Consider the following 26,585-nt stretch of genomic DNA (forward strand, 5'->3'; position numbering starts at 1 on the left):
TTAGGTTAGGTCGTCGTAGAAAAAGCACATGAAAAAAAACCGCCTTGAACGAGGCGGTGTACATGGTATCAGTCGTTCAGAGGAAATTCTTTACTTTATCCAGAATATCTTTTGATTTGATGGGTTTGGCCCAGAAGTCGTCACACCCACTCTCTTTAGCCATCTCAACATCTTCGGGCATCACAAATGCGGTTTGGGCAATAACCGGCAGGTCGGGCCGGATTTCCTTAATTTTCCGGGTAGCATCAAACCCATTCATGATAGGCATCTGTAAATCCATCAATACCAGATTTACTGCCGGATTGTTTTTAACCGTTTCAACCGCTTCCTGTCCATTCTTAACCCAAATCATTTCCGCATCAATCTTACGCAATACGGCTTTCAGATACAGATAGTTAGATTCGGCATCTTCAACAACAAGAATAACGGATTTCTTCTCTGGGTTTTCCACGTATGTTCAGCTTTTGGGTCCTGTGAATTTCAAATATATACAAAAATATTTTAGTTAAGCAGCGTAACCTGAAAAATGCACTGAAAGTAAATCAATCCGTTTGCTGACAAATGACTAACAATTCATCGGTTATCCTGACATTTAATTGAACCAATAGGTCATCTTGAAAACCAGCGCCCTGTTCCTTGCCTCCATGTTGCCCGGGAAATAATTATCGGTGTACACCAGGTAAATGTCAGACACAGGTTGATAACGCCACTGCAACCGGGCATTCACATTGATGTTGTCAATCTGTTCGTTGTACTGCACATAAGTGGTGAAGAAAATTTTGTCAGTAAAGGTTACGTCCAGTTTGGGGCCTACCAGCCAGTAATCGACGTTGCCCCAGGGCTGCGGCAACATCAGGTTGTTGTAGCTGAACACCAAAGAAATGTACCCAAACGGCTGAAAGCGATAGTTCAGCAAGCCTTCGGCGTGCCAGCGGTCTCCGTTGTAAAAGCCTCCGTAACCGGAAGATAGCTCGTACTTAAACGTTTTTCGGTTGTCCGACTGATAAATTAGTATCGCATCAAACCAGTTGTAATCGGTTCCTGCCGACAGGAAATGATCTCCCTGGTTGGTGGGATCAAATTCGTTCCGCAGTTTGATGTACCAGAAATTGTTTTTCAGTTCCAGGCGGCTCCGGTTATGAAACTGGAAAAAGTAATCGAGACTCACTTCGCGATCCGTAAGATTCATGTCTTCCGGACGAAAGTATGTGTCCAGCTCGGTAAAGAAACCGTGATATTCAATCCCGCTATTTTCAGGGTAAAACCGGACGGTCGCCCGAGGATTCAGTCGTAAGTAATCGACTCTGGGAACATAACCGGTTTCGGCATTGAAATTTTTCCCTACGTAATATTCAATCATCGACAACTCATACTGCTTCCGCGAATAACTAAGTTCCGCTCCCTGAGAGAACTGCTTTCCGGAATTCAGGCCCGGGGTAAACGAACGTAACCCGAAAAATTCACCGGTCCAGTAATTATTCGAACTGGCCAGGTTGTACTCCAAACCCGCTACCCGGTTGGATTCATTCCCGGTAAAACCGGAAGGAACATTCATGTTTTGCTTATTCACAAAGATGGCCCCGATATTCGAGCGGGAAAAAACCTTCTTCTGGACCGAAGCCACAAAAAAGTTCCGCGCCAGTAAATCGTTGTGTTTTTCCGTCTGCATGTCCATCACCCCAATCCGCCAGTCGTTACCAATTTTGCCACTCAACCGGGCTCCAGCCAAAACTGGCGCGTCGAGTCCGATGCGACGCGAGAAAAACGGACGAATCTGATCCGAACCATAATTGGCAAACAAATCGCTGTTCTCAAGAAAGAACTGTCGCTTTTCAGGATAATACAACTCAAACCGATCGAGATTCGTCACCTGGTCGTCCACTTCTGCCTGCGAAAAATCGGGATTGTAAGTCAAATCCAGATTCAGCGACGACGATAGTCCGAGCTTGGCATCCATCCCAAAATCTTTTCGGTAACGGGTATCGGTGCCCGCTTCAAAGTCGCGCGAAGCACTCCCGAAAATGTACGGAATCAGCGAAAATTGCAGTCCGGATTTGGGCGGCGGCGTTTCCCATTCTAATACTCCGGCATAAGCCAATGAGGCCGTTGGAAATTGACGTGGTACCGGTGCCCAGGCCGATTTTTCGTTCATCTTCAAATCCAAACGAGAGAACTGCACATTCCAATGATCCACACCACTTTGGTAGCGGATGGATTTAAAGGGAATCCGCATCTCTGTCACCCAACGGTCTTTGTAATTTTTGGTCTTCGACTGCCACTTGCAATCCCAAATCAGATTCACATTGTGACCGTCACTCATCGTGCCGTCCCACTTGGCGCCGGCCGCATTGGCTCCGAACGAATAGCCCGTGGTCTGGTCGTTGTAGGTATCGAGAAATAACAGGAAATTATCGTTGTTACCAAAGACAAAATCGCGCCGCAACGATTCTACCGGTCGTTTTCCGGGAATGGTATCGTAAAAAACAATGGCCAGGTAAAAAGCTTTGTCGCCGTAAGTCATCATCACTTCCGATTTCGCAGCAGAATAACCGGTATCGTAAGGCAAAACCATGTAAAAATCGGTTGCTTTCTGTGCCCGCTTCCAGTCCTCCTCATTCAGCACGCCATCGAGTTTGATGGGCCCTGTCCGCTTTTTTACATGCAGAACATAGTCGCTGTTGATGGTATTAATGGTAACGGTGGAATCCTTCCGTGAAAACGAAAAAGTTGAATGAGCCGGGGCATCATTTCCGGAAGCATATACTACTCCAGGCACGAAAACCAGCCCAATGGCCAGCATCGACAAAGCTTTGGTAAGTTTCATAGTTAGTTAGTATGCAGTAATTTGGACACCGTAAGATAAAAAAATCAATCTTACAGTCAAAACAACAATATCACAACCATTTTTCTCAGGAATCGGATGAACCAAAAGGATGGGTACACTCCGAAAAGAAATTATTTAGTATCTTGAATATGAACTAACTTAAACCTCAGTGGAAAATACATTTATTAGTTGCCTGATGCATGTGGTATTTGGAACGATGGGACAGCGAAGTTACCTGTTGCCCGACATACGTTCTCAATTGGTTTCGTACCTTTCGGTCATTGCCAAATCGAGGGGAACCCGGTTGATTACACTGGGCGGAACCGAAAATCATGTGCATTTGTTACTAGCCATTCCTGCAAGACTTTCCATTGAGTCAGCTGTACTTCCACTTAAAGAGGCATCGCAAACCTGGCTGCGCCAACATTTCGACAATTGTAAAGGGTTTACCTGGCAAAAGGGATTCGCTGCGTACTCCATCAGCCGCTCACAACTGGAGAGTACCATGCGCTTCATTCAGAATCATCAGCAACATCATCTGCACAAATCCTTCCGCGAAGAGTACATCGAGTTTCTTCGCTATCACCATATTCCTTTCCGGGAAGAAAAATTATTCGGGGATTAAATCGAAAACCGGGGCATAAAAAAAGCCTTCTCCCTTTTCGGAAGAAGGCTTCAGTACCCGGAGTGGGAATCGAACCCACACTCTGTTGCCAGAACTGGATTTTGAATCCAGCGCGTCTACCAATTCCGCCATCCGGGCAGGTAGACAACCGGTTTTTTCCGGCGCGGCACAAATATAGATCAAAAATTCACTTTCGAAAAATATTTTTCACGGAAAAAACTTAGATTTCCTTTACTTGGCGGGCATCAATGGCTGCCGTCACTTTTCCGTAAATCACCAGCGAGATAGCCGAGACAATCGCGATGCCTACAAACACAAACCAGATGTAGTGCGCATGATCGTATGCATGAAGCTTTTCGGCATCTGTTAAAGTCAGCGGATCGGGACAATATTTTCCAAGCAGGTAGCCTGACAAGCCAAACCCAACCAGCGACGAGATGAAGGAATGAAGGTGACTGAATCCAAGATAAAGTCCCTCCTCACCTCTTGGCGCCTGCAACGAAAAGTATTCGAGGAAGCGGGGTGAAATGAACGATTCGGCAACTCCCTGAAAAACGATTCCGACCACCATCATAAATGCTACGGGGTGCATACCCAGAATCGGTTCCTGAGCAATCATGTTGCCGGACGCCATCGCTAATGCGGAAAACGGCATGATGAACATTCCCACAGTCATGGAAGTAACCGCCTTCTTTTTGCGCATCAGCTGTGTGACCAAACCAACCGTCAGTACCACGACCAATGGATTGACGTTGGCATACCACGACGGGGAAGCTCCTTCACCGGCCATACGTAACACGTATTTCGGCATAGTGGCATACAACTGGTGCTGCACCATCCAAAATCCGGTGATGATCAGAATCAGAACAATCAACCGTACATTGGAAACCACGCGGATAAGTGCCTGCCAGATTTCCTTCAACGATTTTCCCTGCCCTTCGTGATGTGACGATTTAAACAGGAAGAAAACGACGATAAACCCAAGCAAGGTTGCTCCGGCCGAAAAGTAATTCAGGGTAATCAAACCTTCGTTTCCCAACGCTTCCCGCAAGGGCTTTACAATAGTTTTTCCCGAAAAAGCGCCAATATTCACCATGGCATAAAATATCGAAAAGCCGCGGGCCCGGTTCTGCTCGGTGGTCTCTTTGGATACGGTTCCGGAAATCACCGATTTGATGAAGGAACCACCAATGATGATGAGTGCCATTACCGGCAGAATACCCCACTTGGCTGCACTTTCGCGCAAGCCGTTGAACTCAGTCATGTGCCCGTAATGCACCAAACCGGCTGATTGAAGGGTGGTTGGTAAAAGTGCCAGTCCAAGGTAACCGATGGAAAGCAAGCCGAAAGCCAGCAATAGACCGCTGCGAAATCCAATTTTATCGGCAATTGCGCCACTGAACGTTGGCAAAAAGTAGAGCAAGGCAGAAAAGGTTCCGGAAATGAATCCGGCCTGAACATCTGAAAAGCCTAATATTCTTGAAAGGTAAAGGGTAATAACAATGAAAACTCCGTAATAGGCCGCCCGTTCCAGCAGTTCAACGGTATTGGCCACCCAAAACGCGCGCGAAAAACGCCAGGTACTTTCTCTCTCCGTCATGTCAAATGTCAAATTAGTAGTTTGGTATATTTTCCGAAAAGCCTCAAAGATAAAAATTTGCAGGAAAGTTTCTGTACCCCTAATTCGTCATAACCTGGACACCATCTCCTTTCCAATAATTTTACCGTTGCTCATTGATTGTGCCTCTTTTTCATTAAATTAAAGCATCAATTAAAAATTATGCCTCTTAACATAAGGGTCTTTTGATGATGAACTGTCATTATACTATTATATTGATGGGGCGATGCAAAAATCTCAAATGATACAAGACGAGGACAACAGAAGACTTCTGGCTATCCGCGAAGGCGATAAACAAGCTTTTGAAGCGCTCTTTCATGAGTGTTATCGCCCAATGGTAGCTTATGCTTTCCGGTTTCTGGGCGAAATGGAGCCGTCGGAAAGTGTTGTGCAGGATGTCTTTCTCAAATTCTGGCAAAAGCGAAAGGAACTGATGATTACCTCTTCCCTTCGCAGTTATTTGTTTCGGGCTGTCCGGAATCTCAGCCTCAACTATCTCGAGCACCGGAAAATCATGTCGGGTTATGCCAACATGGTCATGGAACGGGAATCAGACCGCCACGACTACAGCGATTTTTATGTGGAGGTAGGTTTGAGAGAGAAAATCGATGCGGCTGTTTCGGCTTTGCCGGAAAAACGACAGGAAATTTTTCGACTGGCACGTGAAGAAGGTTTGAAGTACCGGGAAATTGCCGAGCAATTAAACATCTCGGTGAAAACGGTTGAAACACAAATGACACTGGCCTTAAAACAATTACGAACACTGTTGAAAGATTACCGCCACCTCGTACTCTTCTTCCTGGGAACAGGGAAAAACAAAACGAAAGAAAAATTACCATATCGTTCCATTTCCGTTAAGGGTAAAAAGCTGATTAACTGTCTTCCATACAGATTATGAAAAGCCAGAAGAACATATCGAAACTGACGCCGGAAGAATGGACTGCTTTCCTGAACGGTGAAAGAGGTGCGGAGACGTTTTCGGGAGAGGAAACCTCTGAGATGAGAGAGATGAGAGAAGCATGGGAAATGAGTGGTACGGTTTTCAGCCATTCGGCTGCTGACCCGGACAAAGCCTGGGCTAAATTAAATAAACAACTGGATAAAACTCCTCAACCGGCAGAACAACCAACCCGTCGCCTGTTCCGGCGCGTTATGCAATATGCCGCTACCATACTGGTACTTGTCGCACTTGGCGTTACCGGTTATTGGCTCACCCGGCCTGAGCAGCCCGTCACATCGCAATGGGTTGTTCAACAAACTGTGTTGCAACCGGCAGTCATCAAAGAGGTGACCTTGCCCGATGGAACTCTAGTGAGCCTGAACGCCAACTCCCGTATTGAGTATCCGGAAAGTTTTACCGGCAAGAAAAGAACTGTAAAACTGGTTGGTGAAGCCTTTTTCGATGTTCACCACGATGCACTTCACCCGTTTATCATCGAAACCGAAGGAGCGCAAATTGAAGTGCTGGGAACTTCGTTCAATGTATCGGCTTATCCCGGTAAGGAGAAAGTGGAAGTGAATGTACGCACCGGTACTGTCCGTCTGGTTTCGACGCTCAAAAAAGGCAAGCAAGCCGAAGAAATCCTTCCGGCCGGACAGCGGGGATGGGTGAATTTAAGCGATGGTTCTACCTCCAGCCAACTGGGAGTGGCTCCCAATTACCTTTCGTGGGTGAACAAAGACATCCGGTTTAAGAATACGCCTCTTTCGGAAGTATTCAGCGTACTCGAAAATACGTACCACATTAAAGTGGAAGGGGCCAACGCGCACATCGATACTCTGCGATATACCGCCGACTTTGAAAAACAGAATCTTGATTTCATCGTCGATGTGATTGGTCGCACTCTGAATCTGAAAGTATCGAAAACAGACGACGGTATTGTGTTTGCCATGAAGAAATAACCACAGGAAAGGAGGCCGTTACATGAAACGGCAAAAAGGAAAACGTATCATTGTTGCTTTCAGCCTGATGCTGATTTTCCTTTTTACACTTCCCTGCCCGCATACAAAAGCACAGGAAGCTATCCTGCAACAGAAAATATCGCTCCGGGCAAAGGAGCAACCGCTCATTGACATTATTCATCACATAAGTGATACCCTTGGGTTGCAATTAACCTATAATGCCAATGCAGATGCGAATCAGCTGGTCAGTTTCAGGTGTGAGAACCAGGCGGCGGGAGATGTGCTAAAGGAATTACTGAATCGTTACCGGCTTGACTTCATGGTATCGAACAGGCATCTCATTGTCCACGATCTGTTTAACAATGACCTGAACAGTCAGTTCCAAACGGAATCCACCGGAACATCATCCCACCGATCGTTTGTCTTCAACCGTCCCGAACGGAAATTCGTTGCCATCCCTTTCATTGATGCCAGTAATCTTATCATTGTCCCGGTGCGCATCAATAGCTCACAAAGCCTGAATTTTATTCTCGATACGGGAGTAAAAGTACCTACTATTACCGAACTCCCCGATTCCAGTCAACTCAATCTGAAATTTTTGCACCCACTCAAACTTACCGGACTCGGCGAACTGAAAAAAGTAAACGCTTACGCTTCGTTCAATAACAAAATCGAATTTCCGGGACTAACCGGGTATAACCAAACCATCCATGTGTTAGATAACCCCGACTTCAGGATATCACCTTTAATCGGCATACCGGTCCACGGAGTAATCGGATTTAACCTGTTTAAAGATTATGTCGTAAAAATCGATTATGCCCGAAAGATAATTTACCTTTATCAACCGGAGCGTTTCAACATGAAACGGGCTTTGCGGAAATCGGAAACGGTCAGTCTCGAGCTCACCGCCTCCAAACCGCTGATGAAAGCCACTGTAACCATGGAAAATGATGAAATCGTTCCGGTAAAACTGATGGTCGACTTGGGATTCAGTGATGCCGTTTGGTTATCTCCGGTTTCTGATAGCCGGCTTCAGCCGCCAGGAAACAGTATCCAAACGTTCCTAGGACGAGGAATGGCAGGTAACCTCTACGGGAAGAAAGGCCGGATACAGGCTATCCGGATTGGCAATATAGAATTTGCCGAACCGATAGCTTCGTTCCCAGATACCAGCCACATTGGAGGAACGCTCGGAAAAGACCGAAACGGAAGTGTTGGAGGCGAGATTTTGCGACGTTTTACGGTTGTTATCGATTATCAAAATCAACGGATGCTGTTGCAACCGGGACGACATATTCACGAACCGTTCAATGATAACATGAGCGGAATCGATATTGTGAATCCGATGCCGGGCTTGCCGTATTACAAAATCATCAACGTCCGGGAGGGATCTCCCGGCGATTTGGCAGGATTGTTGCCCAATGATGTAATAGTATACATTAACCATACAGCGGCCAAAGACATTTCGTTGAGCGAGATCAACCAACTCCTGATGAGTCGGGAGAACCGAAATATAAAAATGCTGGTGAAAAGAGACGGACAGTTGATAAGAGCCGATTTTCGCCTGCAAAAAGTTTTCTAAACCTATGTTTAAAAAGTATGGAATTCTATTGTGGCTGGTGTGCCTTCTTGTGCCCGGAGTATATGCTCAGGAGGCTATTTCCGTACTACAACGTCCTATCACAATTTCCATCGACAGTTCTTCGGTTGAGGATATCATCGACCAATTAGTGCTCGAAAACGACCTCTACTTTTCTTACAATCCGCAGATTCTGCCCCAGGGGCTTTATTCCTGTCATACCGATAAAAAGCCGTTGAATAGTGTTTTGCGTCAGCTTCTTCCGGTTGTCGACTACCAGATTGAGGTTATCGATAATCAAATCATTATCAAACGCATCGAAAAGGCGCCATTGCGTGTTTCGGCCCAAATTATCGATCGCGACAATCATGAACCGGTTCCTTACGCATCTGTCACCATCGACGGTCAGAGCATTGGTACCATCACCAACTCCGACGGCCGCTTTGATTTGGTTATCCCGCAACGATTGCTCGATCATGATGTCCTTATCGGCTGCCTGGGCTACGTAGAATATCGCATTACTCCCGATAGCCTGAAAAACGTCAGTCAAATCGATCTTAAGCCTGTTTCGTACCGCTTGCGCGAAGTGAGGGTCAAACCGGTTGAACCGGAAGAAATTATTGCCCGGTTTAGATCGCATATTGTCGACAATTACACCCTGACTCCCCAGCTCATGACCACATTCTACCGCGAAACCGTCAGACAAGACGGCAAATACATGGGGATGTGGGAAGCCGTGATGGAGATGCTAAAAAGTCCGTACAGAGGAGTTGGAAGTGATAAGGTCCGGTTTATCAAAGGTCGAAAAAGTGAATTTAACCGCTCCTATAAAGACGTGAAGCTGAAAATTCAGGGAGGCCCCTACTACATCACCAAACTCGATGTGGTGAAAAACCTCGAAAGTTTTCTCGACCCACAATACGAACAGATTTACCGCTACAAATTCGAACAACCGATTGTATATAACGGCCGGGTGGCCTGGGTTATCCGCTTTTCGCGAAAGGAGCGGGTGGATTATCCGTGTTTCAACGGTTACTTCCTTATCGATGCCGAGTCGTATGCCCTTATTATGGCCGATTTTTCACTTGACAACAAGAGCTTAAAAATTCTGGGCGAATCGTTTATCAAGAAACAGCCCCATAACGTTAAAACACAGCCCATCAGGGCCGAATATAAAATCACCTACCGGGAATTAAACGGAAAGTGGAGTTTCTACATGGCGCGTACCGATGTTCAATTCCGGGTACGCAATAAAGAAAACCATCAGCGCTCTATTTTCCGGAGTGTTTCCGACATGGTGGTGACCCAGCAATACCGGTTCCCGCGAAGGGCCAGATTTGGTCCCTCAGGAATTTTCCGGTCGAACGACATTTTCACCGACTTTATCGGTGACTATGATCCGCAATTCTGGGAAAACTACAACGTGATTAAACCAGATGAAGATCTGCGTAATGCGTTAAAACAAAATGTCGATTCTACTGAAAATAAAAATCAATAATAACACCATTGCTATGAAATCAATTGTCCGCCTTGTTCTTTCGGGGATTTTCCTGTTCGCCGGATGGCTGCACGCCCAGGATACAGAAAAGCCTCATCTGATTGATCAACTGACCAATCAATTAAATAATTACCGCTTGCAAACTGTAAATCAGGAAGTGTATGTTTCAACCGACAAGTCACTTTACCGGCCCGGTGAAAGTCTTTGGTTTAAAGGCTATGTAACCGATGTGCTCACACATCTTCCGTCGTTGAAAAGCCTGGAGTTGGATGTCAGGTTGGTTAGCAACAACGGTGATGAAATCAGAAGCGACCGATTCAAGCTTCAAAACGGGATTACCAACGGTGATTTCAAGATTCCGGAATCTGTGAAGCAGGGCAACTATTACCTGATCGCCTACACTCCGGAAATGACTTTCAGACCCGTGAACCAGGTTTTTTACAAACGCATTATCATTAAAAGCCCCGAACAGCACAATCTGCACTACAACATGGTGTTCGACAAACCAAATTATCAGGCGGGCGAAACGGTGACAGCCAAACTATTTGTTACGGATCTTAGCCGGAAACCGGAATCGAACGTGCGGGTAAAATACACGGTACAATCGGGCGACAACACTTTTGCTTCGGGCAAAGTAAAAACCGAAAAGAACGGCAGTGCTTTCATCACGTTCAACGCTCCCAATCAACAATTGAAAAAGCCCTTGATGCTGGATGTCAATTTCAATGAAAATAAAGAAGACTATCGTTTCAGCAACCATGTGCCGCTTGCCAATGAACCGCTGACCATTCACTTTTTCCCGGAAGGAGGAAACCTGGTACCGGCAACAGCCCAAATGGTGGCATTCCGTGCTTCCGATGCATTCGGCAATCCAATTGTAGTCAATGGTAATGTAGTGGATCACAACGGCAAACTGCTGGCCAAAGCAGGAACCATTGCTCCCGGTTTAGGAATTTTTAGTCTGGTATCGCAGAATGACAGCCAGTTGAAGCTGGTCGTCACCAGTGAGCCCGGTAAAGGCCAGGAATTTCCGCTGCCAAAACCCGATGCACAGGCTGTTTCCATTAACTCCAACCAGAGTAATGCCGATACGCTTTGGATCACGTTAAAAAGACCGGCCGGCAGTGAAAAAAATAAATACTCCATGCTGGCTGTCAACCGTGGTGAAGTAGTCTGGGCTTCGGAATTCCAAATCGGGGCAGCCGGTAAAATTCCGGTTAACCTGAGCAGTTTTCGTCAGGGTGTTACGCTCTTCTCCGTTTTCGACGATATGGGAAAACTTCGGGCACAGAGCCTTATCAATATCAACAAAGAAAAATCAGTCGCTGTAAAAACGCAATTCCCTGAATCGATGGGCACGGATCAGGCTGGGAAAATCCATATAAAACTAACCGACGAGAACGGAAAACCGGTAAAAGGAGAAGTGGCCGTGTCGGTAACAGATGTGCGGGCAGATATTCCGAAAGCCAGTGGAATCGCCCAATTGAACTGCGGCACTTCCCTGCCCATTCCTCTCTCGAACCCGGAAGCGCAGAAAAACGCTACATCGTTTAAATTTTACTTGATGGCCAACCATCTGCAGAATTTTGATTGGGACGAAGTCCGCACATATAAAGACTCAACCACTGAGGCACCTGAACAACTAGATATCGGCCTCTCCGGAATGGTTTTCAACCGCAAGGATGAGCCCGTAGCCAATGCAAAAATCAACATCGTTAACTCCAGTATGCAGATGTTCAACACCACCAGCGACGAGAATGGGCACTTTTCCATCGATTCGCCGCTCCTTTCGAACCCCGGCAACCTGACCATTACCGCTACCGACGATTCCGGCAAGAAAGATCTCACGGTAAAACTAGACAAAAGCTTTGCGGAAAAAGTGGTTGATTACATCAACAGCAAACCGGTAGCCGATCCGTGGAAATCAGAAATGGGACTCCTCCAGGCATCGTATTTTGACAACAATCCCGATCTGTTCGCTTCTGTTCCTGATAAGGTAATCGAGCCCAACAAAAGAAAAGACGATTTCTGGAAAGCATACCTCGATCAATCGACTAATCTGCTCGATATCATCAACATGATTAAACCCTTTGATTTGATGGGGGAACGAATTGTTTTCAAAGGTTCTCACAACAGTTTGATGAACCAGGGCGGTGCGTTAATCGTGGTTGACGGACAGCAATTGGGAACCTCCGCATCGACACTGAGTGCGATTCCGCCGCTGACCGTGGAAGATATCAACGTGTCAACCAAACTTTCGGATGTAGCGAAGTACACCGGTTTAAATTCGGTCGGTGTTATCGAAATTACCACCAAGAAGGGGGAACGCATACAACCGAAAAAAGAAACGGGTCCGGAATACGAGAAAGGTTTGCGAGTGTCAAGAAATTTTTCACCTCAGCCTTTTGGGAAAGCCAAGTATAATTTACAATCGACATTGCTGTGGGCTCCGGTCGTTTTTATCAGAGACAATGGAGAGATTGTTCTCAACTTCAAAACCAGTAAGCTTAAGTCGACTTACAACGTACATGTGGAAGGAATCAACCTCGACGGCACCTGGTTCAGCAAGGATGCCGAGTTAAAAGTTAAATAGAGCAAATATTTTGACAGATCATAAAAAGCCCCGGTAGTTTCATACTTTCCGGGGCCTTGTCTAATATTTTAACGCTCGAACAGATTGTCCAGAATGGAGCTATCGCCTTTTCCCTGATTTTTACCTGCCGGGGCTAATGCCTTAATCAGTTTACTAACCGGCATCGACTGCAGCCATACTTTTCCTGTTCCCCGTAAAGTTGCCAGAAAAATTCCTTCACCGCCAAAAATCATAGAACGCAAGCCTCCTGCCGATTCAATTGAGAAATCGATGGATGGCTCAAATGCGACAATACAACCGGTGTCTACCCGCAATGTTTCATTGTTCAGTTGCCGCTCCACAACTGTTCCACCGGCATGAACAAATACTTTACCATCACCGTCGAAACGCTGAAGAATAAAACCTTCGCCACCAAAAAATCCGGCGCCCAGCTTTCTGTTCAACGCCACTCCCACTTTTGTCCCGTAGGCGGCACACAAAAAGGCGTCTTTCTGAGCCAAAATAGAACCTCCGTGGTTGGGCAGGTCAATCGGAAGAATTGTTCCCGGATAAGGTGCCGCAAAAGCCACGTGTCCTTTTCCCAATCCCCGGTGGGTAAAATGGGTCAGAAAAAGTGACTCGCCGGTAAGCAACCGACCTCCGGCTGATAATAATTTTCCCAATATACTCTGGTTGGCTTCGGAACCATCCCCCATTCGGGTTTCAAAACTCACCGAATCTTCCATGTACATCATCGCTCCGGCTTCCGCAATTACGGTCTCTCCTGGATCGAGTTCCACCTCCACAAACTGAAGGTCTCCGCCAACAATACGATAATCAATTTCATGTGAACGCATAAGCAAATATTTACAATGGATAAATGAATTCGCGATAGGTAAAACCAATCACCTATTCTTTTGTTAATGATGGAAAACCCTCTAAAGTTAGCGGATTTCATTTAAGAGCACAATGCATGCTTTTTCGAACCTCTTTCATGTGATATACAACATATTTATTTATTCATATTTTTCAATACTTTAGAGGCTTATTTATCAGGGAAATTTTACATAAAAACACCCTGTTAGCTCATTGAACGACTGTAAAAATTTTATTCAAATAGTTAGTTAAAAACTCTAACAACCAGCATTAAATGAAAATTCACGAATACCAGGCAAAGCAGATATTTGCCGATTATGAGATCCCTGTCTCGGATGAGATTCTCTGTCACTCAGTTGAAGACGTGGAAAAAGCCGCTGACAAACTGGGATTGCCCGTTGTGGTAAAAGCCCAGGTTCTCGCCGGAGGACGCGGTAAAGCCGGAGGTGTAAAACTCGCTAAAACCAAAGAAGAACTGGTCGATGCAGCCAATCAGATCCTCGGCATGGACATTAAAGGTTACACTGTCGAGAAAGTATTGGCCGCCAAAGCCATTTCGTTTACCGACGAATTCTACGTAGGTCTGACCATCGACCGGAACACCAAGTCGGTTGTGTTTATGGCCAGCGCTGAAGGTGGTGTCGAAATTGAAGAGGTTGCCAAGGACAACCCCGATGCCATTCACAAGTTCGTCATTGACGCCGAAATCGGGTTGATGCCTTTCCAGGCACGGCAGATTGCTTTTAAACTTTTCGACGACATCAAGCTGGTTCGCCAGGGGGCCGATTTGTTCGAAAAACTCTATCGTGTGTTCATGGATACCGATGCTTCACTGGCCGAAATCAATCCGCTGGTGATTACTGCTGACGGTAACCTGATGGCACTCGACGGTAAGATGAACTTCGATGACAACGCCCTGTTCCGTCAAGCGGAAATTCTGGAAATGCGTGAGCCTACCGAAGACGAGAAGACAGAGATCGAAGCAAAGGAAAAAGGATTAAGTTTCATCAAACTCGATGGTAACATTGGTTGTATGGTGAACGGCGCCGGCTTGGCCATGGCAACCATGGACATTATCAAGATTTACGGTGGCGAACCCGCCAACTTCCTCGATATTGGTGGTAGCTCGAACCCGCAGAAGGTAATTGACGCCATGAACCTGCTGCTGGCCGACAAAAACGTGAAAGCCGTGATGATTAATATCTTCGGTGGTATCACTCGTTGCGATGATGTAGCCAAAGGTATTATCAGCGCACTGGACCAGATGAATATCAACATCCCGATTGTGGTTCGCCTGTCGGGTACCAATGCCGCTGAAGGTTTGGAGATTTTGAAGAAAACCAACCTGGTAACAGTTGCTTCCATGGGCGAAGCTGCTGAAAAAGCCATCGAAATGGCCAGCCAGACTGTTTAATTCACGTTTTCTGAAATTAATTAACTGATTTACCCTTTGTTTCAATTTTTAATTCAAATCAAATGAGCATTCTAATCAACTCAGATACCCGCCTCATTGTACAGGGAATTACCGGTCGTGACGGTAGTTTCCACGCACAAAAAATGAAAGAATACGGAACCAACGTGGTTGGCGGGGTTTCACCGGGTAAAGCCGGACAAAAAGTCGGTGATATTCCGGTTTTCAATACGGTTAAAGACGCCGTAGCAGCAACCAAGGCCAATGCATCCATCATTTTTGTTCCACCGAAATTTGCCGCTGATGCTGTTTATGAAGCATCTGAAGCAGGCGTAGAGCTGGTGATTACCATCACCGAAGGTCTTCCCACACTGGATATGGTGAAACTAATGCCCTACCTGAAAAAGAACGGCACCAAACTGATTGGTCCCAACTGTCCGGGACTGGTTACTCCCGGCGAAGCGCTGGTTGGTATCCTTCCGGGAAGCATTTTCAAAAAAGGAAATGTAGGTTTGATGAGCCGGAGTGGTACGCTTACCTACGAGATGGTGAACCAGTTGACCACAAACGGTCTCGGACAAAGTACCTGCGTAGGAATTGGTGGTGACCCGGTTGCCGGACTCTACTATGAAGAATTGCTGGAAATGTTCCAGAACGACCCGCAAACCGAAGCCATTGTCTTGATTGGTGAAATTGGTGGTGATGCCGAAGAGCGCGCCGCCCAATACATCAAAGAAAAGGTGACCAAACCAGTTGTTGCTTTTATCGCCGGACAAACCGCACCTCCCGGAAAACGGATGGGACACGCCGGTGCCATTATTTCCAGCGGAAGCGGTACAGCTGCAGAAAAAATTAAAGCGTTCGAGGAAGCCGGAGTTCCGGTTGCCCGTAAGCCAGCCGAAATCCCGGTGCTTATTCAGGAACGCTTAGGAAAGTAAATGTTTTTCAAGTCCATACAATGTTCAAAAGTGGCGATGCCTTCGGGTGTCGCCACTTTTTTCCTTAAAACTCAATCATTACACCGATGGTAGGAAGTACAGTGCCGCTTTCCGGACTGATGGTTTTCAACTCATAACGACTCGGGTCATTCGGGTCGATAACCGGATTTCCGTTGGCATCCTCCACCAAAACCAGGTCGGCCGGTTGATCGGCCTTGAAGTTGTAAGCATTTTGCACATCCACATAAAGCATCAGCGACCACTTCTTGAAATAATACGATTTATCCACCCGGAAATCGAGCTGATGAAAAGCTTTCAGCCGGAGTTGGTTATACCGGCTGTAATCGAGGTAACCACGCCCCTGTGCATCCCAGGCGGTTCGAAGCGAGGATGTTTTCATATCCCACGGGGTGTATGGAGCGCCGCCTACGTAGCGCCACTTGAAACCAACGTCCCAGTTTTTCTTCAGGCTTCTGCTGGCCGTAATGTTGAAAATATGCCGGTTGTCCCAGGACGCCGGAATGTATTTCCCATCGCCTTCGCGGAATTCGCTTCGAACATAGGTGTAAGAAAACACCGTGTTGAAGCCCAGAATATCCTTGTCGCGCCCCAGAATTTCGAAACCGTAGGCCCGTCCGTTACTGATGGGCAAAACTTCTTCATCGCCGTAAACTCCGTAATCGGCTCCTTTGCTGGCCAGCGAAACCGAATCGGCAACCGAAAACGGATAATCGTTGTAGCCTTTGTAAAAGCCTTCTACCGAGAATTGCCGATCAGGCTGCGGCTGCCAGGTTATTCCGGCTACGTAATGATTCACCGAGATGTATTTCAATCCATTTTGCCGGTTGACCAAAGAGCCCGAATTGTTGCGGTAGCCCATGGTAGTGTATGACGGCAGCTGATAATACCGGCCCGTATTCATACTGACCGAAAAAGACGGAGTGAAGTTATAGCTGGCCGAAAAACGGGGCGAAAGCTGCTGTAACAGGTTATTCATTTGTGCTGAATAATTGTTGGCATCAGCGCGCAATCCCAATGATAATACCAGCCTTTCGTCTAAAAAGTGCTGGCTCGCCTGTCCAAAGAAAGAATACTTCCAGAACGACAAATCCGTCCGGTAGTTCAGGTCGGTTAATTGCCCGTTGATGAAATTCTTCCGGTAGGTACGGTTAAAATATTCGGCATATTGCATGCCTGAGCCGTAATTCAGCCGGAATCCGTTGGATGATGTGTAGTTATGCTCATAGCGGAATCTTGTCTCCCGCTCATACGAATCGTAATCGAGTAGCAGGTTTTCCGGCTTTTCGATGTTGTCCTGGTATTTGTACTGAATGTTGTTGAGCCGGTTCTGACTCAGCACCCAGGTGTCGTACCCTTTTTCACGGTAGTGTTTGTATACAACACCGCCCGCATAACTCCACTGTTTATTCACCGGCAAATAGCCCAGAATGTAACGCTGCTCTTCGGTATTATTCGCATCGGTATTCAGTTTGAACTGATCGAGGGCGCCAATTCCTGTAAAGTACACCTCGTTTTTGTCGTCAATTTTGGTGCGAACCTTAAACTGGAAATCGTTGTAGGTGGGCAGAAAAGGCAATCCCAGCGCACTAAATAAAAACTGGAGGTACGAACGCCGGGCCGAGAAAATCGCTGTCGTTTTCTTTGACAAAGGCCCGTCGAGGGTAAGCGCCAAATCGGAAGCGCCCAGTGTGGCCCGGTATTTCATCTTATCGCTGTTTCCATTCTTCTGTTTGAACTCGAGCACCGAACTCAGAGCATTTCCCCGGTCGGCCGGAAAAGCACCGGAATAGAAATCCACATTGCGAATAAAATCGACATTGATTATCCCAACCGGACCTCCCGAAGCACCTTGCGTGGCAAAGTGGTTGAGGTTTGGAATTTCCACGTCGTCAAGAAAGAAGCGGTTCTCCGAAGGACCACCGCCCCGGACAATCACATCATTCCGGTAGGCAGGCGTGGACGATACGCCCGGATAACTCTGAATAACTTTGGAAATATCGCGGTTGCCGCCCGGATTCTTTTCGATTTCATCGATGCCAATGCTCCGCAACGAAACCGGACTTTCTTCCCGTTTCCGGAATTGGGAAGGTTTCACGGTGACGGCATCCAGATTGACCGTCGATTCCTCCATCGGAATATTAATCTCGGCTACGCTGGCGTTGGTCACCCGGAAGGATTCAGTGATATTTATCTGAAAACCGACTGATGAAACCTGCAACTTGATAAAGCCCGGCGTCAATCCGGTTAGCTTAAAGTTTCCGTTGATGTCGGCGATCGTTCCGGTATTGGTGCCAAATACCACCACATTGGCAAAGGGAACCGGCTGGTTATTGCTGGCATTGAAAACGCGCCCCTTCACCACGCCGTTATTCTCCTGCTGGCTGAACACGGGGCACGAAATAAGTAAGGTTACAATCAGGAATAGTATTTTCTTCATTTTGTTGGTTTTGTCTGAAATAAAACACCAAGATAAATATTTTTGTTTAATATTTTCACCTAATGATTAAACATCTTGATTTTAACTTCAATATGAGGGAGAAAAGAGGGCATAATCCCAAAATTGAATCATAACAACGAAATTATAATCATACATTTTCATATCTACATAAAATGATGTTTTGAAACATTTGATTTATCATAACTCAAACGGATAAAATGCTTCCAATTCGCCTGCTGAAAAAGAAGAAATGTGTTAATTTGCACGGATGAACCAGACCCAGCTTTACCATTTCTCCAACAGTCGTAAATTGTCCTATTCCCTTTCGGGAGAAGGTGAGTTACTGGTTTTGCTTCACGGGTACCTGGAATCATCGGATATTTTCGATGACCTTCTGCCGGAACTTTCCCGGCATTTTCAGATTCTGACAGTCGATTTCCCCGGTCACGGCCATTCCGAGCTTCCGCCGGAAGGCTATACTTTTATCGATTTTGCGAAAGAATTGCACAGTCTTCTGGAAGAAATCGGCCATACAGGTCAATTGACACTGGCAGGACATTCGATGGGAGGATATAATGCACTGGCTTTTGCCGGCCTCTTCCCCAAAAGGGTAAAACGGTTGGCTTTGTTACATGCATCAGCCGACAAAGCATCGGAAAGTCATCTGAACCTGCGACGCCGCGAAATGGGTTTGATTGAGAAAGGACGGCTGGAGTTGATTATTCGCAATTCGTTGCACAACAACTTTGCGCCTTGTAACCTCAATCGATTCCCGGAGTTGCATGACCGGTTGCGCGAAATGGCTTCCCGGGTATCGCCGGAAGCGGCCGTTCGGGCAATCCGAGCCATTATGGGAAGGCCGTCGTACCTCGAATTTCTGAACACTGCTTTTTTTCCGGTACTGATAATTGCCGGAGAAGAAGACAAGATACTGGCAGCTGCCAAACAATGGAACGAAGCGCATCACATCCGAAATGCAACTTTTGTCGGATTGGAAAAATGCGGACATGTGGGCTTCATCGAAGAGAAAAGTTTATTTTTAGAGAAATTTTTGAATTTTTCGGTTGAACAGCCGGAAAATAGTAGGATTGATGGCCAAAACAGATAATTTCTGCGGAATAATAGAAACAGTATAAATTATTTGGTTTACCTCTGGTTATGTTGTTTAGCATATGGTCATCGTCTACATTTGTGATGATTTTTTTGCAACACAAATCATACATGGAATAATTTACTTAAAACAAGGACTTATGAGCAGTTTCATGAAAGCCTCGATTGGGCGGAAGTTTTTTATGAGCTTAACAGGACTTTTTCTGATTGTTTTCCTGTTTGTTCACCTTACACTGAACCTGCTCCTGACGTTTGACGACTCGGGAGTTTTGTTCAATGAGGCCGCGCATTTCATGGCTACAAATCCAATTATTAAAATAATGGAACCGATCCTGGCACTTGGTTTCATTATCCACATTATTTGGTCGGGATGGATTACCCTCGAAAACATGAAGGCGAGACCGAAGGGATATCAGGCCGGCGACAACTTATTGAAATGGTATGCACCGGCAAAGAACATGTTTATTCTGGGAGGCATGGTTCTTATCTTCCTGATCATCCACCTTTTCAATTTTTACGTAAAGATGCGTTTCACCGGCGACCCGCTGCTGAATCAACCGGGACCGGGACTGGAAGACGGCGTTCATAACTCATACGCACTCGTAGCCAACCTATTTATTCATTATCCGGTTTACGACATCATTTACATCCTGGGAGGTATTCTGGTCGGACTCCACATTTCTCACGGTTTCTGGAGCGCTTTCCAAACCATTGGCCTGAATAACAGCAAATGGATGATTCGTCTGAAGTTTCTGGCTCACCTGGTGGCTTTCCTCATCGGTGCCGGATTTGCTTACATCCCGCTGTATTTCCTCATTAAGTTTTAATTGAACCTTAAAGACATTTAAGACATGAGCAACATAGATTCCAAAATACCTGAAGGCCCGTTGGCCGAAAAGTGGTCTCGTCATAAAGCTGCTATCCGCGTAGTAAGTCCTGCCAATAAACGAAAACTTGATATCATCGTTGTGGGAACCGGACTGGCCGGAGCTTCGGCTGCCGCATCGCTGGGCGAACTGGGATACAATGTGAAAGCATTCTGTTACCAGGATAGTCCGCGCCGCGCCCACTCCATTGCCGCACAGGGCGGTATTAACGCTGCAAAAAACTACCAGAACGATAATGACTCGGTTTATCGTCTGTTTTACGATACAATTAAAGGAGGTGACTATCGTGCCCGCGAAGCGAACACTTATCGTTTGGCCGAAGTTTCTCCCAACATTATTGACCAGTGTGTTGCACAAGGTGTTCCGTTTGCCCGTGAATACGGAGGAACGCTGGCCAACCGCTCATTCGGTGGTGTACTGGTCAGCCGTACATTTTACGCTCGCGGACAGACCGGACAGCAGTTATTGCTGGGTGCTTACTCTGCCCTCAACCGCCAGATTGATGCCGGCAGCGTAGAAATGTACGCCCGTCACGAAATGCTCGACGTTGTACTTGTCGACGGAAAAGCCCGCGGAATTATTGTCCGCGACCTGACAAACGGCGAAATCAAACGTTTTGGTGCGCACGCTGTGGTAATGGCAACCGGAGGTTACGGAAACGTATTCTTCCTGTCGACCAACGCGATGGGTTCTAACGGTTCTGCCGCATGGCAGGCCTACAAAAAGGGCGCTTACTTCTCCAATCCTTGTTATGTACAGATTCACCCAACCTGTATTCCCGTTCACGGTTCACAACAGTCGAAACTGACGTTGATGTCCGAATCGCTGCGTAACGACGGACGGGTTTGGGTGCCGAAGAAAAAAGAAGATGCTGAACGTCTTCGCAAAGGCGAAATCAGTGCTGTCGATATCAAAGATGAGGACCGTGACTTTTACCTCGAACGTCGTTATCCGTCATACGGTAACCTCGTTCCCCGCGACGTTGCATCACGTGCCGCCAAAGAGCGCTGCGATGCAGGTTTCGGTGTAAATGCTGAAGGTAAAGCGGTATTCCTCGATTTCAAATACGCCATTGAGCGTCTGGGTCGCGATACGATTGAAAAACGCTATGGTAACCTTTTCCAGATGTACGAAAAGATTACCGATGTTGATCCGTACACGCACCCGATGCAGATTTATCCGGCTATCCACTATGCTATGGGTGGTACATGGGTTGATTACAACCTGATGACTTCGATTCCCGGATTGTATGCCATTGGCGAAGCTAACTTCTCTGATCACGGTGCCAACCGCCTCGGAGCTTCTGCATTGATGCAGGGTCTGGCCGACGGTTATTTCATCCTGCCTTACACCATTGGTGATTACCTGGCTGGCGAAATCATGGTACCAAAGATTGACACCAATACACCCGAATTTGATGAGGCTGAAAAGAATGTAACCGGACGGTTGGAAAAACTCTACAACATCAAAGGAGATCAGCCGGTGGATTACTTCCACAAAAAACTGGGTCACATCATGTGGGAATATGTGGGTATGTCGCGTAACGAAGAGGGCCTGAAAAAAGCCATCGAAGAGATTGCCGAACTGAAGAAAGAGTTTTGGAGCAATGTACGCGTTCCCGGTGAAATGAATAACATCAATCCGGAGCTTGAAAAAGCCGGCCGTTTGGCTGACTTCCTCGACATTGGTGACCTGATGGCCCGCGACGCGCTGAACCGCAACGAATCGTGCGGTGGCCACTTCCGTGAAGAATCAGTTACCGAAGACGGTGAAGCCAAACGTAACGACGAAATTGGTTGTTATGCTTCTGCCTGGGAATTCCAGGGCGAAGACAAAGAACCTGTGATGCACCGCGAAGAGCTGGTATTCGAGAACGTGAAACTCACCCAGAGAAGTTATAAATAAGAGTTAAGTACCGTATCCGGAAAAAGAAATCCGGGTACAATTACTTAAATCTAAACAATTAAGAAAATGGCTGATAAAATCTTAAAGAAAATATACGTCAAGGTTTGGAGGCAAAACAATCCCTCCGAGAAAGGTCGGTTTGAAACTTACGAGGTGGAAAATGTTTCACAGGGTAGTTCGTTCCTCGAAATGATCGACATCCTGAACGACCAGCTTATTCGCGAAGGCAAAGACCCGATTGCTTTCGACCACGACTGCCGCGAAGGTATCTGCGGTATGTGTTCCATGTATATCAACGGTCATGCGCACGGACCAGACAGCGAAATTACCACGTGCCAGCTGCACATGCGTCGGTTCGAAGATGGCGAAACCATTACGGTTGAACCTTGGCGCGCAGGTGCTTTCCCGGTTATTAAGGATCTGATTGTTGACCGTACGGCTTTTGATAAAATCCAACAAGCTGGTGGTTATGTATCGGTTAATACCGGTGGTGTACCCGATGGAAATACGATCCCTATTTCGCAGGTCGATGCTGAAGAAGCAATGGACGCAGCTGCCTGTATCGGTTGTGGTGCCTGTGTAGCTACCTGTAAAAACTCTTCGGCTATGCTGTTTGTAGCGGCCAAAGTTTCTCAGTTTGCCAAGCTTCCGCAAGGAAAAGTAGAGGCCAAACGTCGTGCAAAAGCGATGGTAGCGAAAATGGATGAGCTCGGATTCGGAGGTTGTACCAATACCGGTGCCTGCGAACTGGCCTGTCCGAAAAATATTTCTATTTCACATATCGCCCGTTTGAACCGGGAATATTTGAAAGCGAAATTCTCTGATTAATAATCAGCTTTCAAGCAAGCAATAGATGAAAGGCTCTCTGTTTCGGGGAGCCTTTTTTCATGTTCACACCTTCCGGTTTCTAAAGTTATTGTTAAACTCTTTGGCGAATATTGATTTCCATATCATTTTTTATAACTTCGCTCTCGTCCCACAATAATTCAATCAAAACAATAGCTTGCTCATGCCTTATCGCAGATTACCCAACACTGACCAGGCCCGCCTGCGGGCTTTAAAGGCTGCAACCGACATCGCCCTCCAGAAGTCGATTGATGACCTGGCTTTTTCGACAGCCACGTTAACCAAAGCACGAGCCTTTTTTCCGGGCTTCGAAAGTGCTATCCTACAGCTTAAACAAGCCAAACGGCAACAATCGGCCAATAGCCGTAAATACAACGAGGTGGTGAAGAAAGCCCGCCTCTACGTCTCACACTTTATTCAGGTACTCAATTTTTGTATCCTTAGAGGCGAAATAAAGCCCGAAGTGAGAGAATTCTATGGGATGGATACCCAAACCCATAAACTGCCCTCATTAGTCCTCGAATCGGATTTACTTGAGTGGGGAAAGAAAATTATCGACGGAGAGCAGCAGCGTAGTATGCACGGCGGAAGTCCGATTTACAATCCAAGTATTGCCGTTGTAAAAGTGAAATACGACCAATTTGCCGATGCCTACCATTTTCAGAAGACACTTCAGAGCAACACAGCGCGCTGGTCGGAAAAAGTAGCCGAAATGCGCAAAGAGGCCGACGAATTAATTCTGAATATCTGGAATGAGGTAGAACTGCACTATGGCCACTTTTCAGACGAAGAAAAACGGCAAAAAGCACAGGAATACGGTATCGTCTACTTCTTCCGCCCCAGCGAGAAAAAGAAAATCGAAGCAGGCAGAATGCAGACGAACCTTTCGTTTTAATCAACCGGTGGGTTCGGCTCTTTAGTAGTAGTCCATAATTCTCCTGCACCACGCACCTGCACGTAGAACGATCTCAGCAGTACCATCACGAAAATCAGACTGAGGATGGCGAGGTACGTTCCCTGCCCGTCCGATGTTCCGACTTTCTCCACACTGGAGCTGACCACTCCCTTTTCTATCAAATAGGAAATAATCACAGCAGAACCATTGTTTACGAAGTGCCCAATCATCGGAATCCAGAGAGAACCACTCCATTCGAGCAGATAGCCGAACAGTGCTCCCAGCATCATTCTTGGCAAAAATCCGAAAAACTGCATGTGCAAAGCACTGAACAGCGCCGCACTGAGCCAGATCGCTGCATGCGCATTTTTCGTCCAGTCCTTCAGAATCCGTTGCACAATACCTCTGAAAAGCAGCTCCTCTCCGATGGCCGGCAATAATCCGATCATGAAAAGATTGAAAAACATGCCTCCCAAACCATCGACGTGCAGAAAGGCTTTGGTAATCTGGTCAGCCTGATCTTCCGAAGCTTTCATCCAGTCCTGAACACCGGAAAGCCAGTCAGGAAGCTGTAATCCCGAATTGAATTCAGCCATCCAGTTAATCATCGGGTTGGCAAAATACACCAACACCATTACCAGGATGATGCTTTTGAGTGTCGTGATTTTATCGAGATGCAAATAGCTAATCGGACGTTCGCTCAACACCCAGGCGATAATGAACGGCGGGATGACGAAAATTCCGATGGCCTGAACCGTCTGGAAGTATTTCATCAAGACAACTCCTTGCGGCGACGAAAAATTGGTCATGGCGGCGCCCATGTCGCCGATACTCAAGTGAAATATCGGCATAGCCAGCAAAAAGCCAACGAACAAAGCCACGACGGCCAATATCAAAACCACCAGTGTGGCAAACATCAACTGCGTGAACGGACCTGAGGTGCGTAGTATTCGGAATCTCACTTGTATCTGTTTAAGAAATGATTATCAACATTCAATGAATTCATGGCAAAGTTAACATTCGAAAGCAAAGCTCACGCTGAATTCAAGTTAATGAAACTGAATTTCGGCCATTATTGTTCCGGATTTTCGGCGACTAAATAATTTTTATATTTGCACGCAAATTTTAAAAAACTGGTATTGTGAAGATTGGGGAACTCGAACTGGGCAAAATGCCATTGTTTTTATCACCGATGGAAGACGTGACTTACAAGTCGTTCCGGTACATCTGTAAGAAATACGGAGCGGACGTCATGTCAACCGAATTCATCTCTTCCGAAGCGCTCATCCGCGATGTGAATAAAACCAAGCGGAAAATGACGCTTTTTGAGTTCGACCGCCCCATTGCCATCCAGATTTACGGCGCCAATATCGATTCGATGGTGGAAGCCGCCAAAGTAGCCGAAACCTTCCAGCCCAACTACATCGATATCAACTTCGGTTGCCCGATGAAAAAAATTGCCGGCAAAGGCGCTGGCTCCGGTTTGCTGCGCGATATTCCCAAAATGATCGAGATGGCCAGCCAAATCGTGAAAGCGGTCAATCTTCCGGTAACGGCCAAAACCCGCGTGGGCTGGGACGACAACGACAAACCCATAGTGGAAGTCTCTGAACGATTGCAGGACGTGGGCATTCAGATGCTCGCTCTTCACGGACGTACCCGCCAGCAGCTGTACACTGGCGAGGCCGACTGGGAAATGATTGGAAAAGTGAAAAGCAACCCGCGGCTTAAAATTCCCCTTATCGGGAATGGCGATATCAATGGTCCGGAAAAAGCGAAAGAAGCACGGGACATTTCAGGTGTTGACGGGATGATGATTGGTCGCGGAGCCATCGGCCGCCCCTGGATTTTCCGCGAAATCAAGCACTATTTCCAAACCGGCGAAATGTTACCACCTCCTACTGTTCCCGAAATTGTTGAGGTCATCAGAGAACAAATGGAACAATCACTTTCGTGGAAAGAGTACGAGAAGCAAGCCATTTGGGAGATGCGTCGGCATTTTGCCCGCTATTTTCCGGGTGTCCCCGATTTCCGCGAGTTGCGGATTGCGCTCCTTCGGGCGGAAGAGCATGCCCAGGTGCTGGAAATCCTCGACCGAATTGTCGACAAATACCGGGATACCCGTGTCGATTACACCAACATGAGTCTGAAATAGAATTGTTTGGCATTCCCGATGATTTACCTATATTCGTTTCATGCGACTGCATGACTTTACGAAATATTATTCTCCGTCCTCCTTTCGGGAAAAGCTGAAAATATATGGAGGAAAAGCGGGTGTAAAAGTCGTCTACCCGGCTTTACTGCTGTATTACATGCTGAATGACCCGGACGTTTCGCTGAAAAACAAACTTTACCTGGCCGGCGCGTTAGGCTATTTTATTTTTCCGGCCGATGCGATCCCTGATTTTGTCCCGCTGATTGGCTTCACCGACGACGTTAGCGTCCTTTTTCTGGCTCTTTCGTTGCTGAAAGAGAACATCAAAGATAAACACCGGGAGTTGGCACGCGAAAAGTTAAAGGAATGGTTTAAAAATTATTCAGAAAAAGAGTTGAAGGCGATTGAAACCAGCTTCTAACATCCACTAATCTAAATACTACAAAATATTTATTTTTAGCTATTTAATTAAAATCATATCTATGA

The 26,585-nt window shown here is 46.6% G+C and carries 21 protein-coding genes and 1 tRNA gene; 15 read left to right on the plus strand and 7 right to left on the minus strand.

Going from position 1 to position 26,585, the window contains the following annotated elements; genetic code table 11:
- Positions 1-76 precede the first annotated feature (76 nt).
- Both AC060N_RS20395 and AC060N_RS20400 read right to left on the minus strand, forming a co-directional pair.
- Positions 77-451 (minus strand): response regulator, encoded by a 375-nt coding sequence (locus AC060N_RS20395; RefSeq protein ID WP_153640745.1) that lies wholly within the window; start codon positions 449-451, stop codon positions 77-79.
- A 141-nt stretch (positions 452-592) separates the two neighbouring features.
- Positions 593-2,824 carry a carbohydrate binding family 9 domain-containing protein gene (locus tag AC060N_RS20400; RefSeq protein WP_479525320.1) on the minus strand — a complete coding sequence of 744 codons (2,232 nt, stop codon included), beginning with the start codon at positions 2,822-2,824 and terminating at the stop codon, positions 593-595.
- Between the two features lie 169 nt (positions 2,825-2,993).
- On the opposite strand from AC060N_RS20400, the gene AC060N_RS20405 reads away from it, so the two are divergent.
- A complete protein-coding gene (locus AC060N_RS20405; protein ID WP_479525321.1) occupies positions 2,994-3,449 on the plus strand; it encodes an IS200/IS605 family transposase in 456 nt (151 codons plus the stop codon).
- A gap of 54 nt (positions 3,450-3,503) precedes the next feature.
- Here AC060N_RS20405 and AC060N_RS20410 read toward each other — a convergent pair.
- Positions 3,504-3,587: transfer RNA gene (locus AC060N_RS20410), tRNA-Leu, on the minus strand.
- A gap of 82 nt (positions 3,588-3,669) precedes the next feature.
- Complete coding sequence (locus tag AC060N_RS20415) at positions 3,670-5,049, minus strand: MFS transporter (RefSeq protein ID WP_479525322.1); 1,380 nt, start codon at positions 5,047-5,049, stop codon at positions 3,670-3,672.
- A gap of 259 nt (positions 5,050-5,308) precedes the next feature.
- Here AC060N_RS20415 and AC060N_RS20420 point away from each other — a divergent pair, with 259 nt between their 5' ends.
- Genes AC060N_RS20420 through AC060N_RS20440 form a run of 5 tightly spaced genes read left to right on the plus strand, consistent with a single transcriptional unit; the run spans position 5,309 to position 12,639 of the window.
- Positions 5,309-5,965 carry an RNA polymerase sigma-70 factor gene (locus AC060N_RS20420; protein WP_479525323.1) on the plus strand — a complete coding sequence of 219 codons (657 nt, stop codon included), beginning with the start codon at positions 5,309-5,311 and terminating at the stop codon, positions 5,963-5,965.
- Positions 5,962-6,969 carry a FecR family protein gene (locus tag AC060N_RS20425; RefSeq protein WP_479525324.1) on the plus strand — a complete coding sequence of 336 codons (1,008 nt, stop codon included), beginning with the start codon at positions 5,962-5,964 and terminating at the stop codon, positions 6,967-6,969. The genes AC060N_RS20420 and AC060N_RS20425 overlap by 4 nt, the downstream gene beginning before the upstream one ends.
- A gap of 22 nt (positions 6,970-6,991) precedes the next feature.
- Complete coding sequence (locus AC060N_RS20430; protein WP_479525325.1) at positions 6,992-8,551, plus strand: PDZ domain-containing protein; 1,560 nt, start codon at positions 6,992-6,994, stop codon at positions 8,549-8,551.
- A gap of 4 nt (positions 8,552-8,555) precedes the next feature.
- A complete protein-coding gene (locus AC060N_RS20435; protein ID WP_479525326.1) occupies positions 8,556-10,046 on the plus strand; it encodes a carboxypeptidase-like regulatory domain-containing protein in 1,491 nt (496 codons plus the stop codon).
- 13 nt (positions 10,047-10,059) lie between these two features.
- Entirely contained in the window at positions 10,060-12,639 is a 2,580-nt protein-coding gene (locus AC060N_RS20440) for a carboxypeptidase-like regulatory domain-containing protein (protein WP_479525327.1), read from the plus strand.
- A 68-nt stretch (positions 12,640-12,707) separates the two neighbouring features.
- On the opposite strand, the gene AC060N_RS20445 is transcribed toward AC060N_RS20440, so the two are convergent.
- Positions 12,708-13,475: a TIGR00266 family protein gene (locus AC060N_RS20445; RefSeq protein ID WP_106540935.1), complete on the minus strand. Its 768-nt coding sequence runs from the start codon at positions 13,473-13,475 to the stop codon at positions 12,708-12,710.
- 293 nt (positions 13,476-13,768) lie between these two features.
- Between AC060N_RS20445 and sucC the strand changes: the two genes are divergently transcribed.
- Positions 13,769-14,908 (plus strand): ADP-forming succinate--CoA ligase subunit beta, encoded by a 1,140-nt coding sequence (gene sucC, locus AC060N_RS20450; protein WP_479525328.1) that lies wholly within the window; start codon positions 13,769-13,771, stop codon positions 14,906-14,908.
- A gap of 62 nt (positions 14,909-14,970) precedes the next feature.
- Positions 14,971-15,843 (plus strand): succinate--CoA ligase subunit alpha, encoded by an 873-nt coding sequence (gene sucD / locus AC060N_RS20455; RefSeq protein WP_479525329.1) that lies wholly within the window; start codon positions 14,971-14,973, stop codon positions 15,841-15,843.
- Between the two features lie 64 nt (positions 15,844-15,907).
- On the opposite strand, the gene AC060N_RS20460 is transcribed toward sucD, so the two are convergent.
- Positions 15,908-18,301: a TonB-dependent receptor gene (locus AC060N_RS20460; RefSeq protein ID WP_479525330.1), complete on the minus strand. Its 2,394-nt coding sequence runs from the start codon at positions 18,299-18,301 to the stop codon at positions 15,908-15,910.
- A 268-nt stretch (positions 18,302-18,569) separates the two neighbouring features.
- Between AC060N_RS20460 and AC060N_RS20465 the strand changes: the two genes are divergently transcribed.
- From AC060N_RS20465 to AC060N_RS20485, 5 genes are all read left to right on the plus strand, one after another.
- Positions 18,570-19,409: an alpha/beta fold hydrolase gene (locus AC060N_RS20465; protein ID WP_479525331.1), complete on the plus strand. Its 840-nt coding sequence runs from the start codon at positions 18,570-18,572 to the stop codon at positions 19,407-19,409.
- A 142-nt stretch (positions 19,410-19,551) separates the two neighbouring features.
- On the plus strand, positions 19,552-20,238 hold the full coding sequence (locus AC060N_RS20470; RefSeq protein ID WP_463229572.1) for a succinate dehydrogenase cytochrome b subunit: 687 nt from the start codon (positions 19,552-19,554) through the stop codon (positions 20,236-20,238).
- 24 nt (positions 20,239-20,262) lie between these two features.
- Positions 20,263-22,203 carry a fumarate reductase/succinate dehydrogenase flavoprotein subunit gene (locus tag AC060N_RS20475; RefSeq protein ID WP_479525332.1) on the plus strand — a complete coding sequence of 647 codons (1,941 nt, stop codon included), beginning with the start codon at positions 20,263-20,265 and terminating at the stop codon, positions 22,201-22,203.
- Between the two features lie 66 nt (positions 22,204-22,269).
- Complete coding sequence (locus AC060N_RS20480; RefSeq protein WP_106540942.1) at positions 22,270-23,031, plus strand: succinate dehydrogenase/fumarate reductase iron-sulfur subunit; 762 nt, start codon at positions 22,270-22,272, stop codon at positions 23,029-23,031.
- A 181-nt stretch (positions 23,032-23,212) separates the two neighbouring features.
- The gene (locus tag AC060N_RS20485) at positions 23,213-23,944 is read left to right on the plus strand and encodes a hypothetical protein (protein WP_479525333.1); all 732 of its coding nucleotides are present in this window, start codon (positions 23,213-23,215) and stop codon (positions 23,942-23,944) included.
- On the opposite strand, the gene AC060N_RS20490 is transcribed toward AC060N_RS20485, so the two are convergent.
- Positions 23,941-24,906, minus strand: a complete 966-nt coding sequence (locus AC060N_RS20490; protein WP_479525334.1) for a lysostaphin resistance A-like protein — start codon at positions 24,904-24,906, stop codon at positions 23,941-23,943. The genes AC060N_RS20485 and AC060N_RS20490 overlap by 4 nt on opposite strands.
- A 179-nt stretch (positions 24,907-25,085) precedes the next feature.
- Between AC060N_RS20490 and dusB the strand changes: the two genes are divergently transcribed.
- Both dusB and AC060N_RS20500 read left to right on the plus strand, forming a co-directional pair.
- Positions 25,086-26,099, plus strand: coding sequence for a tRNA dihydrouridine synthase DusB (gene dusB / locus AC060N_RS20495; RefSeq protein WP_479525335.1), 1,014 nt, complete (start codon positions 25,086-25,088; stop codon positions 26,097-26,099).
- A 40-nt stretch (positions 26,100-26,139) separates the two neighbouring features.
- On the plus strand, positions 26,140-26,520 hold the full coding sequence (locus tag AC060N_RS20500) for a YkvA family protein (RefSeq protein ID WP_479525336.1): 381 nt from the start codon (positions 26,140-26,142) through the stop codon (positions 26,518-26,520).
- Positions 26,521-26,585 lie beyond the last annotated feature (65 nt).

Source organism: Prolixibacter sp. DSM 2831 (assembly GCF_056493735.1).

What these genes read in the sequence shown, in the direction of transcription:
- AC060N_RS20400 (WP_479525320.1), bottom strand. Translation starts at nt 2,824, where the DNA reads ATGAAACTTACCAAAGCTTTGTCGATGCTGGCCATTGGGCTGGTTTTC.
- AC060N_RS20415 (WP_479525322.1), bottom strand. Translation starts at nt 5,049, where the DNA reads ATGACGGAGAGAGAAAGTACCTGGCGTTTTTCGCGCGCGTTTTGGGTG.
- AC060N_RS20420 (WP_479525323.1), top strand. Translation starts at nt 5,309, where the DNA reads ATGATACAAGACGAGGACAACAGAAGACTTCTGGCTATCCGCGAAGGC.
- AC060N_RS20425 (WP_479525324.1), top strand. Translation starts at nt 5,962, where the DNA reads ATGAAAAGCCAGAAGAACATATCGAAACTGACGCCGGAAGAATGGACT.
- AC060N_RS20430 (WP_479525325.1), top strand. Translation starts at nt 6,992, where the DNA reads ATGAAACGGCAAAAAGGAAAACGTATCATTGTTGCTTTCAGCCTGATG.
- AC060N_RS20435 (WP_479525326.1), top strand. Translation starts at nt 8,556, where the DNA reads ATGTTTAAAAAGTATGGAATTCTATTGTGGCTGGTGTGCCTTCTTGTG.
- AC060N_RS20440 (WP_479525327.1), top strand. Translation starts at nt 10,060, where the DNA reads ATGAAATCAATTGTCCGCCTTGTTCTTTCGGGGATTTTCCTGTTCGCC.
- AC060N_RS20445 (WP_106540935.1), bottom strand. Translation starts at nt 13,475, where the DNA reads ATGCGTTCACATGAAATTGATTATCGTATTGTTGGCGGAGACCTTCAG.
- sucC (WP_479525328.1), top strand. Translation starts at nt 13,769, where the DNA reads ATGAAAATTCACGAATACCAGGCAAAGCAGATATTTGCCGATTATGAG.
- sucD (WP_479525329.1), top strand. Translation starts at nt 14,971, where the DNA reads ATGAGCATTCTAATCAACTCAGATACCCGCCTCATTGTACAGGGAATT.
- AC060N_RS20460 (WP_479525330.1), bottom strand. Translation starts at nt 18,301, where the DNA reads ATGAAGAAAATACTATTCCTGATTGTAACCTTACTTATTTCGTGCCCC.
- AC060N_RS20465 (WP_479525331.1), top strand. Translation starts at nt 18,570, where the DNA reads ATGAACCAGACCCAGCTTTACCATTTCTCCAACAGTCGTAAATTGTCC.
- AC060N_RS20470 (WP_463229572.1), top strand. Translation starts at nt 19,552, where the DNA reads ATGAGCAGTTTCATGAAAGCCTCGATTGGGCGGAAGTTTTTTATGAGC.
- AC060N_RS20475 (WP_479525332.1), top strand. Translation starts at nt 20,263, where the DNA reads ATGAGCAACATAGATTCCAAAATACCTGAAGGCCCGTTGGCCGAAAAG.
- AC060N_RS20480 (WP_106540942.1), top strand. Translation starts at nt 22,270, where the DNA reads ATGGCTGATAAAATCTTAAAGAAAATATACGTCAAGGTTTGGAGGCAA.
- AC060N_RS20485 (WP_479525333.1), top strand. Translation starts at nt 23,213, where the DNA reads ATGCCTTATCGCAGATTACCCAACACTGACCAGGCCCGCCTGCGGGCT.
- AC060N_RS20500 (WP_479525336.1), top strand. Translation starts at nt 26,140, where the DNA reads ATGCGACTGCATGACTTTACGAAATATTATTCTCCGTCCTCCTTTCGG.